Here is a 12,589-nt window from a genome sequence, read left to right on the forward strand (position 1 = left end):
CTCATACGGGGCGGCTTTCTGTAGTAAATAACACGACTCAATGCTTAACGGAGAATGACATGTTTGGACGCTTGATGCCCACTGAGGGCAAGTTTTTTGAATTGTTTAACCAGCACGCGGAACTGTGCGTCAAAGGCGCTAAAGAAATGCTCGGCCTGATGACCAATTTCGACGACCTGGAAAACCGCGTGCATGCGATCGAAAGCATCGAGAAACAGGCGGACAAAGTCACCTACGCCACCGTGGAAATGCTGCACAAGACCTTCATCACGCCGATCGACCGCGACGACATCCATCAGCTGATCACGCGCCAGGACGACATCCTCGACCTGCTGGAAGATGCGGCGCAAACCGTCTCGCTGTACGACCTGAAAGCCGTCACGCCGGAAGCCAAGCGCCTGGCCGAACTGGTGCTGGCCTGTACCGAAAAAGTGCGCGACGCCGTCGCCATGCTGCACAACATGGACAACTCACGCAAGATCGTCGCCATCTGCGAAGAGATCGACCGCCTGGAATCGGACGCCGACCACGTGATGCGCGCCGCCATGTCCAAACTGTTCCGCGACGAACCGGACGTGCGCAACCTGATCAAGATGAAAGCGATCTACGAAATTCTGGAAACCGTGACCGACCGTTGCGAAGATGTGTCCAATATTATCGAAGGCATCATCGTCGAAAACGCGTAAGCGTTGGGCCTGTCCTGAACCAGAATCAGAAAAGAAACTATAATGACCATACAAATCAGCATCTACGTGCTAGGCCTGTTGATCGTCCTTGCGCTGCTGTTTGACTTCATGAACGGCTTCCACGATGCCGCCAACGCGATCGCCACGGTGGTCTCGACGGGCGTATTGAAACCGCAGGCTGCGGTTGCCATGGCCGCCACGTTCAACTTCGTTGCCATTTTCGTGTTTCACCAACTGACCGTGGCCGCCACGGTGGGCAAGGGCACGATAGACCCGGCAGTGATTGACCAGTACGTGATCTTCGGCGCGCTGATGGGCGCCATCTTCTGGAATTTGTTTACCTGGTACTACGGCATTCCCTCGTCGTCCTCGCACGCCCTGATCGGCGGCCTGGTGGGCGCCGCCGTCGCCAAGTCGGGCACCGGCGCGCTGGTCGCGGCCGGGCTGTGGAAAACGGTGGCCTTCATCGTGATCGCACCGGTACTGGGCTTTGTGTTTGGCTCGATCATGATGTTGCTGGTGTCGTGGATTTTTGTGCGTTCAACGCCGCGCAAGGTCGACAAGTGGTTCCGCCGTTTGCAACTGGTATCGGCCGCGGCCTATAGTCTGGGCCACGGCGGCAACGATGCGCAAAAGACCATCGGCATCATCTGGATGCTGCTGATCGCCGCCGGCTACTCGAACGCAGCCGATGCCATGCCGCCGCTGTGGGTCATTATCTCGTGCTACACGGCCATCAGCTTCGGTACGCTGTTCGGCGGCTGGCGCATCGTCAAGACCATGGGCCAGAAGATCACCAAGTTGAAACCCGTAGGCGGCTTCTGCGCTGAAACGGGTGGCGCGATCACTCTGTTCGTCTCGACGGCGCTGGGCATTCCCGTCTCGACCACGCACACCATTACGGGCGCCATCGTCGGCGTCGGCTCGGCACAAAAAATGTCGGCCGTGCGCTGGGGCGTGGCCGGCAACATCGTCTGGGCCTGGATCTTCACGATTCCTGCCTCCGCTTTCGTGGCGGCGGTTGCCTGGTGGATTGGCCACCACATCATGTAAGGTGGCCTTGGGCCAACTGGGCGCATGTATAAAAAAGGAACCGCAAGGTTCCTTTTTTTTTATGTGCCGGCCAGTTCTACCGTCAGTCCCTCGTAGGCGAGGAACACCTGCAAGCCAGCCAGACTGCCCGCGTAACGGCCCATCACGTCGGCAAACACGGCTTCGAGTTGCTCGTCGCTGCGGGTCGGCTCGTGGTGGGTGCAGTACAGGCGCCGCGCGCCGCAGCGCAGGGCCAGGTCGAAGGCGGCGTCGAAGGTGCCGTGGCCCCAGCCCTGCTTGCCCGGGTATTCCTCGCGCGTGTACGAGCAATCCATGATCAGTGCATCGACGCCGGCGACCATGGCGTCGATGCCGGCCTGGCGCTGCGCATTGCGCGCAGTGCAGGCCGCATGGTCCACATGGCAAGGCGGATGCAGGTTGTAGAACGGTTCATGGTCGCCGCTGAAAAACAGCGAGGCGCCGCCGCAGTCGATGCGGTAGCCCAGGTTGACGACAGGGTGATTCATTTCCGCGCCGCGCACGCGCGCTCCACCCACCTCGACGGCTTCGCCGGGCAGCAGCGTGCGGTACTCGATGCAGGCCGCCATGGCCGCTTCGCTGACAGGAAAATAGCTGTTTTGCAGCTGCACCGCCATCACGTGCTCGATGCCGCGTCCGGCGGCTGCATCGTGGGCGCCGTGCAGGCGCATGCGGTTGCCGGCCACGAACAGGGGCGAAAACATGGGCAGGCCATGGATGTGGTCCCAGTGACTGTGCGTGATGAAGACGTGCGCGTCGACGGGCTCGCCTGGCGGCAGATGCTGCGCCAGCGAGAAGATGCCGCTGCCCGCATCGAGAATGATCAGGCTATCGTTGTCGGTACGTACTTCGATGCACGTGGTATTGCCGCCATAGCGCGCCGTGCGCGGGCCGGGAGAGGGGATGGAGCCACGCACGCCCCTGAACGTGAATTTCATTCAGTACCTTGTTACGGTGTAATTATTGTTAATTCTATTCTAATTAATGAGATTGGCGGCAACATTTATGCGTGTTGCAATACGGCAAGTTATTTCATTTTGTTGTAGCTAAGTAATGTACAGTGCGCAGGGTGGCCGTTACACTGGCGCTTGCCGACTTCCCCTTTTTTTGCTTGCCCATTACCTGATTGCTACCAACATGCCTCAGTTGCACCCTGAGAAAATCGCCCACAGACTGGAGCAATTGACCGAACTCAGTGTCGCGCTTGGCCATGGCCTGGGCGGCGAGGGGCACGATATTGACGCGCTGTTGCAGCGCATCGTGCTGCTGGCAAAAAGCATGAGCGGCGCCGATGGCGCCACCCTGTACCGGCCCATGTCCGAGGGCCGCCAGCTGGCGTTCGATATCAGTGTCAACGACAGCCTGGGCATCGCGCAGGGGGCTGACATGGGCTTGCCGGGCGTGCCCCTGTTCGATGGCGCGGGCCAGCCGAATCTGGCATCGGTGGCCGCGTATGCGGCGAACATGCGCCGTAGCGTGAATATCGCTGACGTCTACCGCGACGAGGGCTTCAATTTTTCCGGCATGCGCGAGTTTGACCGCCACCATGGCTACCACACGCAATCGATCCTGACGGTGCCCATGAGCGACCACGAGGGCGAGTTGATCGGCGTGCTGCAGCTGGTCAATGCCAAGGATGGCGAGACTGGCCAGGTGCGCGGCTTTTCCTCCACCGACCAGCGCTTCATCGAGGCGCTGGCCGCGCAGGCGGGCGTGGCGCTGACGAATCAATTGCTTATTTCGCAGCTGGAAGAGCTGCTCGAATCGCTGGTTACCCTGATCAATATCGGCATCGATGAAAAGTCGCCCTACACAGGCCGGCATTGCCAGTTCGTGCCCGAGCTGACGATGCTGCTGGCCGACGCCGCACATGCGACCGAAAGCGGCCCGCTGGCCGATTTCCGGCTCAGCGACAACGAGCGCAAGCAGCTGTGGCTGGCCGGCCTGCTGCACGATTGCGGCAAGATCACCACGCCCGTGCACGTGGTCGACAAGGCCACCAAGCTGGAAACCATTTTCGATCGCATCGCCCTGATCGACACGCGCTACGAAGTGCTGCTGCGCGACGCGGAGATTGCCGCCCTGCGCCAGCAGGCGGCGCAGCCGGAACGCAAGGATGCGATTGCCCGCGCGCTGGCGCAGGAGCTGGCGTCCCTGCGCGAAGAGCGCGACTTCATCCGCACGGTGAACATCGGCGGCGAGAGCATGGCGCAGGCTGACCAGGAAAGAGTGCGGCGGATCGCCAGGCGCCGCTGGCGCGCGGCGGACGGCGAACTGCGCGATTTTCTGGACGCCGACGAGACGGAAAACCTGACCATCCGCGCCGGCACGCTGACGGCGGCCGAGCGGGCCATCGTCAACAACCATATCAGCGTCTCGATCCGCATGCTCGAAGCGCTGCCGTGGCCCAAGCACCTGCAGAAAGTGCCCGAATATGCGGGTGGCCACCACGAGCGCATGGATGGCAAGGGTTATCCGCGCGGACTCACCAAGGAGCAGATGTCCGTGCCGGCGCGGCTGATGGCGATTGCCGACATTTTCGAAGCCCTGACGGCGCGCGACCGGCCCTACAAAAAGGGCAAGTCGCTGTCCGAATCCCTGCGCATCCTGGGCAACTTCAGTCTGAACGGGCATATCGACCCGGAGCTGTTCGACGTTTTCATCCGCAGCAAGGTGTATCTGACTTTCGCTGAAAAGCATTTGCACCCGAGCCAGATCGATGCCGTCGACGAGGCGGCCATTCCCGGCTATATCCCTTGAAGCTGTCACTGGCCTTGCGCAAGCATGGGGCGCGCTGGTTGCTGGGCATACTGCTGACGCTGGCGGCCGCCATCCTGTGCCTGGCCGGCAACGACAACATCGCGCGCCTTGACGCCATGCTGGGCGACTGGCGCATGCGCGCCGAGACGCCGCAGCTGGACCGCCGCATCGTCATCGTCGACATCGACGAGCAAAGCTTGGCCCGCGTGGGCCGTTTTCCCTGGAGCCGCGACATCCAGGCGCGCCTGGTGCGCCAGCTTACCGGCCATTACGGCGTGGCCGCGCTGGGCTTCGATATCTCGTTTCCCGAAGCCGACACCAGTTCCGGCTACGCCGTGCTGCAAGGACTGGCGCGCGGCGAACTGGCGGGCGTGGTGGGCTTGCCGGCGCAGCTGGAAAAACTGCGCCCGGCCATGGACTACGATGGCCTGTTTGCCGAGGCCATGCGCGGCCAGCCCGTGGTGCTCGGCTACAGCGTCTCGGAGCAGCAAAAAAAGGGCGTGCTTCCCAAGCCCGCCTTTACCGTCGCCGATTTGAATGGACGCACTGTCACGGCCTACGTGGCGCGCGGCTACGAAGCCAATATCGCGCCCCTGCAGGCGGCCGCGCAAGGCGCCGGCATCTTCACGGCGCTGACCGATGCCGATGGCGTGGTGCGTTCCTCGACCCTGTTGCAGCGTATCGGCGACGGCTATTATCCGTCGCTGTCGCTGGCCACCGTGGCCGTCTACCTGCAGGCGCGCGCCATCGCCCCCCGTTTCACGGGCATGGCCGATACCCTGTCGGCGCGCGAACTGGCCAGCGGTGGCCTCGAACACATCATGCTGTTCACGCCGCGCGGCGTGCTGGCGATACCGGTGGGCGAAGCCTTGAGCACCACGGTGCAGTACCGCGGCGCGGGTGGTCCCGCTGGCGGCGCCTTCCGCTATGTGTCGGCGTCCGATGTGCTGGCCGGCAGCGTTGCCCCCGCGCTGCTGAAGGGGGCCATCGTGCTGGTGGGTACGACGGCGCCGGGCTTGAACGATATCCGCGCCACGCCCGTGAATGCCGAGTATCCGGGAGTGGAGGTGCATGCCAACCTGATCAAGTCCATGCTCGACGGGCGCTTCAAGGCGCGGCCCGACTACGCGCTGGCGTTCGAACTGGTGCAGATTGTGTTGTTTGGTTTGCTGCTGGCGGGCGCCCTGGCCGTGCTGCCGCCGGCCGGCGTGATGCTGGCTACCCTAGGCGCGCTGGCGGTCAGCATCGCCATCAATTTGTTCCTGTACGCGGTGCATGACCTGGTGCTGGGCGCTGCCATGCTGCTGCTGCTGATCGTTGCGCTGTTCATCGTCAACTTGGCGTGGGGCTATTTTTTCGAGGTGCGCAAGGGACGCGCGCTGGTGGCGCGCTTCGGCGAATATGTGGCGCCCGAGCTGGTGGCCGAGATGGCCGACAATCCGCGCCGCTACACCATGGAGGGCGAGAACCGCGAATTGACGGTGTTGTTTGCCGACGTGCGCGGTTTTACGGCCATTTCCGAGCAGCTGGCGCCGGCCATACTGCGCGAATACATCAACGAATATCTGACGGCCATGTCGGTAGATATCCGCGACAGTCATGGCGGCACCCTGGACAAATACATCGGCGACGCCGTGATGGCGTTCTGGGGCGCGCCCGTCGCCTTTAGCGATCACGCCAGCCGGGCCGTGGCCAGCGCCTTGCTGATGCAGCGCAGCGCGGCGCAACTGAATGGCGAGTTTGCCGCGCGCGGCTGGCCGGCGCTGCGCATCGGCATCGGCATCAATACGGGAGCCATGCATGTGGGCGACATGGGCTCGCGCATCCGCCGCACCTATACCGTGATGGGCGACAGCGTCAACTTGGCCGCGCGCCTGGAAGGCGCCAGCAAGCTGTATGGCGTGGGCATCGTGGTGGGTGAGGCCACGCGCGCCGCAAGCCCGGATTTCCTGTACCGCGAACTCGACCTGATCAGGGTGCTGGGCAGGCAGGAAGCGGTGGCCATCTTCGAGCCGCGCTGCCTGCTGGCCGGCGCTACCGCCGCCGAGGTGGCGCAGCTGGAACGCTGGCATGCGGTGCTGGCCCTGCTGCGCGCGCGCGACTGGGCGGCCGCTGGCGCGCAGCTGGCACGCTTGCAGGCGGACTTTCCCGACGACGGCCTGTACCGCCTGTACGCCGCACGCCTGGAGCGCCATCGCCACCTGCCGCCGCCTGCCGACTGGGATGGCGTGACCGTATTGAATAGCAAATAAGCCTGCCGTCGTCGCGGGAAATGCACGCAATGGCGGCATTTTTCAGCATTGCGGGCACACTGATTGCTGCAGTGCGATAAAAATCAGGGCGAAATGTTAGATATTTCTGACTGGAAACTAAAAGCCGTCTAAAATTTGTCTTCAATCCATTGCCGGATACGCTGGCGCCTGCGGGCCGCGCGCTTGTCCGGTTACACAAGAAATCCTACACATGACATATCGTTTGGTGCACCTGCTTGCGGGTTCCGCGCTGCTGTTTGCCGTCGGCGCTGCCGGCGCTGCCGTTTCCATGGATGATGCTGCTCCTGCCATGCAGGAGGACGGCGTGCCGCGCTTCGAGATCCGCCGTTTCGACGTCCAGGGCAACACCCTGCTCACGCAAGCGCAGGTGCAAGCCCTGCTGGCGCCCTATGTGGGAGCACAGCGCGATTTTTCCGATATTGCCCGCGCCGTCGAGGCGCTGGAGGGGGCCTACCGCGTGCGCGGTTACAGCGCCGTGCAAGTGCAATTGCCCGAGCAGGAACTGGAGCGTGGCGTGGTGCGCCTGAGCGTGCTGCAAACGCCGCTGGGCACGCTCGCCATCAACGGCAATGCCTACGTCGACGAGGCCAACGTGCGGCGCGCCTTGCCGACTCTGCGCGAAGGCGAGACGCCGAACTTGCCGGCCCTGTCGCAAAGCCTGAAGCTGGCCAATGAAAACCCGGCGCGCAAGATCGAAGTACGCCTGCAAGCCGACGAGCCGGCGGGCGCCATCGACGCCATCGTCACGGTGGCCGATGAAAGTCCCTGGAAAGCCATGCTCAACGTGGACAACACGGGCAATGCGCAGACGGGCAAGACGCATGTGGGCGTGGTGCTGCAGCATGCCAACCTGTTCGGGCGCGATCATGTCGCCAGCCTGCAATACACGAGCAGCCTGGAAAAGCCGGACAAGGTGGGTGTATATGGTGCCGGCTACCACTTGCCGCTGTATGCGCTGGGCGACTCGATGGATTTTTTCGCCAGCTATTCGAACGTCGATTCGGGCAGCGTCTCGGCCGGTATTTTCGATCTGGCCGTCAGCGGCCAGGGCAGCATGGCCGGCATCCGCTACAACCAGAACTTTGCCCGTAGCGACGATTTCGAACCCAAGCTCGTGTATGGCATCGACTACAAGGCTTACCGCAACAGCGTGCAGCTGTTTGGCATGGAACTGGGCGCCGACGTCAGCGTGCATCCGCTCAGCGTCAGCTACATCGGCAACTGGAGCTTGCCCACGGGCGTGACCAGCGTGGCGGTCACCTTCGCGCACAATATCCCTGGCGGCAAGCACGGTGCGCAAGCCGATTTCGATCGCGTGCGCGCGCATGCCAAGGCGGCCTACAATACCGTGCGCCTGAGCGCCAGCTCGGGGCGTGTGCTGGCCGGCGACTGGCAATGGCGCGCGCTGGTCAATGCGCAGCTCACGCCGGACGCGCTGGTGCCGGGCGAGCAGTTCGGCGCCGGTGGCGCCGCGTCCGTGCGCGGCTTTGCCGAGCGCGAGGTAGCCAATGATTCGGGCGTCAACCTGAACCTGGAACTGTACACGCCGAACTGGTGCGGCCAGGCGCTCGGTTACCAGTGCCGCGCGCTGGCGTTCTATGACACAGCCTGGCTGCGCCGCAACCATGCTCTACCCGGCGAAAGCGCGTCGCAAGGCATAGCCAGCGCTGGCCTCGGCTTGCGTTTGCTGCTGAGCCGCTACGCCAATCTGCAACTCGATTACGCCCATGTCGTCAATGGCGGCGACACGGGACAGCGGGGCGCCAACCGCCTGCATTTCCGTCTGGCCTTGGCCTACTAGCATCAGGATGAACACCATGCACAATCACATCCAGCACGCCTCCGTTTTCTTCCTGACGCCATCCTTTTCGTCACCGTTTGCGCCGCCCTTGCGCCGCACGGCGCTGGCGCTGCTGCTGGCCGGCTGTTTCGGCGTGGCGCAAGCCAATCCCGCCTTGCCGCAGGTGGTCAATGGACAGGCGACGTTCAACCAGCAAGGCAATGTGTTCTCGATCACGAATACGCCCAACACCATCATCAACTGGCAGAGCTTTTCCATCCATGCGGGAGAAATCACGCGCTTCATCCAGCAAAACGGCAATAGTGCCGTGCTCAATCGCATCACGGGACAAGATCCCAGCAAGATCCTGGGCGCGCTCGAATCGAACGGCAAGGTCTTCTTGATCAATCCGAATGGCATCGTCTTCGGCCAGGGGGCGAAAGTGGACGTGAACGGGCTGGTGGCCTCCAGCCTGGGCCTGTCGAATGACGATTTCCTGGCCGGCAAGCGCCAGTTCACGGCGGGCAGCGTGGCCGGCGGCGTCAGCAATGCGGGCCTGATCAATGCGGGCAAGGGCGGGCAGGTGCTGCTGATCGCGCCGAACGTGGAAAACACGGGCATCATCACGGCGCCGAACGGCGAAGTGATCTTGGCGGCCGGGCGCAGCGTGCAGCTGGCCGACCCCGGCAATCCGCAACTGCGCGTGCTGGTCTCGGCGCCAAACGACCAGGCGCTTAACCTGGGCCAGATCATCGCCCAGGGTGGCAGCATCGGCATGGCCGGCGCGCTGGTCAGCCAGCGCGGCGTGCTCAACGCGAATAGCGCCATCGTCGGCGAGAACGGCAGGATCGTCCTCAAGGCCAGCGGCAAGACGCTGCTCGAAGCGGGCAGCGTGACCAGTGCCACGGGCGCGGGCAAGGGCGGCGAGATATCGGTGCTGGGCGAGCAGGTGGGCCTGTTCGGCAATGCGCACGTCGACGCCAGCGGCCGCCAGGGCGGCGGCACTGTGCTGCTGGGCGGCGATTACCAGGGCAAGAACGCGGCCGTGCAGAATGCGCGCCAGGTGGTCGTCAACAAGGACGCCAGCATCGCGGCCGATGCCATCGACAGGGGCCAGGGCGGCAAGGTCATTGTCTGGGGCGACGCATCGGCCCGCGTGCACGGCAGCATTTCCGCGCGTGGCGGTGCAGCCGGCGGCGACGGCGGTTTCGTGGAAACGTCGGGGCACTACCTGGCCGTCGATGGCGCCAGGGTCGATACGCGCGCCCGCGCGGCGCGCGGCAAGACGGGCGACTGGCTGCTCGATCCGTATGACATCGACGTGGTCGCCGGCAATGGCGGCGCACTGAGCGGCGTCAACGATTTTACGGATGCGCCGACGACGGGCACCACCACTATCGGCGCCGGCCTGATTTCGGCGGCCACCAGCAATGTGCTGCTGCAGGCGCAGCACGACATCAACTTCAACGAAGTCGTCGCCATCACCCAGGCAGGCGTGGGACTGAAGGCGCAGGCTGGCAACAGCATCAACGTCAACCAGGCCATTACCACCAATGGCGGCGCGCTGATCCTGTCGGCCAACGACAATGGCGGCGCCACGGCACAAGGCAGCTCGGCCGTCTTGCATGTCGATGCGGCCCTCTCCAGCCAGGGCGGCAGCGTTGCGCTGACGGGCGCCGATATCGTCTTCGGCGTGGCGGGCAGCTTGAATGTCGGCGGCGGCAATGCGGAACTGCGCGCCAACAAATTCGACGGACGCATCGGCCTCAATGGCAGCGGTGGACAGATCGTCGGCACGGCGGTGGGGCAGACATTGCTGTTGCAGGCCGATAACATGAATTTACAGGGCGGCGTGGCTTACGGCGGCGCGGCGGGCGGCGCTGCGGTGACCTTGCGCGCGGAGTCAGCCAACCGTGAAATCAATCTCGGCAGTAAGGCGGTTGGCAAACTCAGCCTGTCCAGCGCCGACCTGAATGCCATTTCCGCAGCGAACCTCACGCTCGGCCATGCCGCCATGACAGGCGCCATCGGCGTCGACCAGGCGGTGACGGTGGCGATCGGCGCCACGGGGCCGGCTACCTTGCAGTTGGTGACGGGCGGCGCCATCGCGATCGATCATGCGCTAGCGGTGGCCGGTAACCTGAGCCTGACTGCGGGATCGACAGTGAGTGCGGCGGGCGCTGTCAATGTGGGGGCGACCTTCAGGTTGGCCAGCGGCACTTGGACGCAACATGCCACCGGCCTGCCGGCCTTTTCAGCCAGCAATTTCATTATCGCTCCCGGTGCCAGTTTCTTGCGCGTTACAAACGGCGACGGCAGCGCGGGCGCACCGTATGTCATCGCCGACGTGTATGGCTTGCAAGGCATCGCCAGCCTGGACCTGAGTAACAGTTATCGCCTGGCCGGCAATATCGACGCCAGCGGCACGGGCGCCTGGAATGACGGCGCCGGTTTTCGTCCCATCGCGCATAGCGACTCGGGCGGTTTTTCGGGGGTGCTGGACGGCGCCGGCTATGCCGTCAGCGGCTTGCAGATCCACGGCGAGAGCGCGCCGAACGGCAACCTGAACACCGGCCTGTTTGGCAGGCTGGGTAACGGCACGACAGGTACGGTGCGCCAGTTGAACCTGCTGGGCGGTAATGCCAGCGGCAACAACAATGTGGGCGCCGTGGCCGGCGTAGTCGCTGCGGGCGGCACGATAGAGCAGGTGCAAAGCAGCATGAGCGTGGCCGGCCAGGATGGCGTCGGTGGCCTGGCGGGCATCAACCAGGGCCGCATTACCGTGTCGTACGCCAGCGGCGGCGTCAGCGGCGCACGCAATCTGGGCGGCCTGGTGGGCAGCAACCAGGGCACGCTGGCCGATGTCTACGCCACCGGTGCGGTCGGGGCGGCCGCCAATGCGGATGCCGGACTCGCGCGCGAGCATATCGGCGGCCTGGCTGGCAAAAACACGGGCAGCATCAGCAATGCCTATGCCAGCGGCGCCATCGCTGGCGGGGGCTTCACTGCGGTGGGCGGCGTTGTCGGCAGCAATGGCGGCGCCTTGGCGAGCACCTACTGGAATATCGACAGCTCCGGCCTGGCGAATGATGGCGGTGCCAGCATCGGCCGCACGGCGGCGCAGATGTCGCGCCTATCGAGCTTCGACGGTTTTGCCTTCGGCGCCTCGCCCGTCTGGCGCATCTATGACGGCTACACGACGCCGATGCTGAAGGCTTTCCTGAAGCCGCTGCAAGTGACGGCGGCGGGCCAGCCTGCCAGCCAGGTCTACGATGGACAGTTCGCCAGCTTCAACGGTACGCTCGCCTATCTGGGCTTGCTCGATGGCGACACGGCGGCCAACGGCAGCCTGGGCTTCCAGTCGGCGCGCAATGTGGGCAACTACAATGTGACGGGCCTGTGGTCGACCAAGTACGACATCAGCCTGGGCGGCACGACCACCCTGGCCATCACGCCGCGCGCGCTGTCGGTCAGCGTGGGCGGCAGCAAGGTCTACGATGCGCAGCTGGGCTTTGGCAATGCCAGCTTTGTGCTGGGCAATGTGGTGGCGGGCGACAGCGTCACGGCCCGCGGCAGCGCCGTTTTCCTCGACAAGAACGCGGGCAACGGCAAGGCCGTGCACGCGAGCGGCATCGCGCTCGATGGCAATGCGCTGGGCAACTACAGTTTGGCGGCCACGACGGTGGAAGGCGCGGCCGACATCACGCCGCGCGCGCTGTCGGTCAGCGTGGGCGGCAGCAAGGTCTACGATGCGCAGCTGGGCTTTGGCAACGCCAGCTTTGTGGTGGGCAATGTGGTGGGTGGCGACAGCATCACGGCCAGCGGCAGCGCCGTCTTCCTCGACAAGAACGCGGGCAACGGCAAGGCCGTGCACGCGAGCGGCATCGCGCTCGATGGCAATTCGCTGGGCAACTACAGTTTGGCGGCCACGACGGTGGAAGGCGCGGCCGACATCACGCCGCGCGCGCTGTCGGTCAGCGTGGGCGGCAGCAAGGTCTACGATGCGCAGCTGGGCTTTG

Annotated in this window: 7 protein-coding genes; 6 read left to right on the top strand and 1 reads right to left on the bottom strand. The window is 64.2% G+C overall.

Translation table 11 applies throughout. The annotated features are described in order from the left end of the window. The first annotated feature begins 59 nt into the window (after positions 1–59). Positions 60–686: a DUF47 domain-containing protein gene (locus tag ACQ4W7_RS02460; RefSeq protein WP_353660537.1), complete on the top strand. Its 627-nt coding sequence runs from the start codon at positions 60–62 to the stop codon at positions 684–686. 39 nt (positions 687–725) lie between these two features. Beyond that, positions 726–1,739, top strand: a complete 1,014-nt coding sequence (locus tag ACQ4W7_RS02465; RefSeq protein WP_426070875.1) for an inorganic phosphate transporter — start codon at positions 726–728, stop codon at positions 1,737–1,739. A 59-nt stretch (positions 1,740–1,798) separates the two neighbouring features. On the opposite strand, the gene ACQ4W7_RS02470 is transcribed toward ACQ4W7_RS02465, so the two are convergent. Continuing rightward, complete coding sequence (locus tag ACQ4W7_RS02470) at positions 1,799–2,695, bottom strand: MBL fold metallo-hydrolase (protein ID WP_426070807.1); 897 nt, start codon at positions 2,693–2,695, stop codon at positions 1,799–1,801. A gap of 199 nt (positions 2,696–2,894) precedes the next feature. Here ACQ4W7_RS02470 and ACQ4W7_RS02475 point away from each other — a divergent pair, with 199 nt between their 5' ends. The 4 genes from ACQ4W7_RS02475 to ACQ4W7_RS02490 all read left to right on the top strand — a co-directional run. Then, on the top strand, positions 2,895–4,517 hold the full coding sequence (locus tag ACQ4W7_RS02475; RefSeq protein WP_436528145.1) for a GAF and HD-GYP domain-containing protein: 1,623 nt from the start codon (positions 2,895–2,897) through the stop codon (positions 4,515–4,517). Beyond that, positions 4,514–6,769, top strand: a complete 2,256-nt coding sequence (locus ACQ4W7_RS02480; RefSeq protein WP_436528147.1) for a CHASE2 domain-containing protein — start codon at positions 4,514–4,516, stop codon at positions 6,767–6,769. The genes ACQ4W7_RS02475 and ACQ4W7_RS02480 overlap by 4 nt, the downstream gene beginning before the upstream one ends. 211 nt (positions 6,770–6,980) lie before the next feature. Continuing rightward, a complete protein-coding gene (locus ACQ4W7_RS02485; RefSeq protein WP_436528149.1) occupies positions 6,981–8,591 on the top strand; it encodes a ShlB/FhaC/HecB family hemolysin secretion/activation protein in 1,611 nt (536 codons plus the stop codon). A 16-nt stretch (positions 8,592–8,607) separates the two neighbouring features. After that, a partial coding sequence (locus ACQ4W7_RS02490; RefSeq protein WP_436528151.1) for a two-partner secretion domain-containing protein occupies positions 8,608–12,589 on the top strand: 3,982 nt, incomplete at its 3' end.

Source organism: Janthinobacterium algoris, from assembly GCF_051380935.1.
Taxonomy (GTDB): domain Bacteria; phylum Pseudomonadota; class Gammaproteobacteria; order Burkholderiales; family Burkholderiaceae_D; genus Janthinobacterium.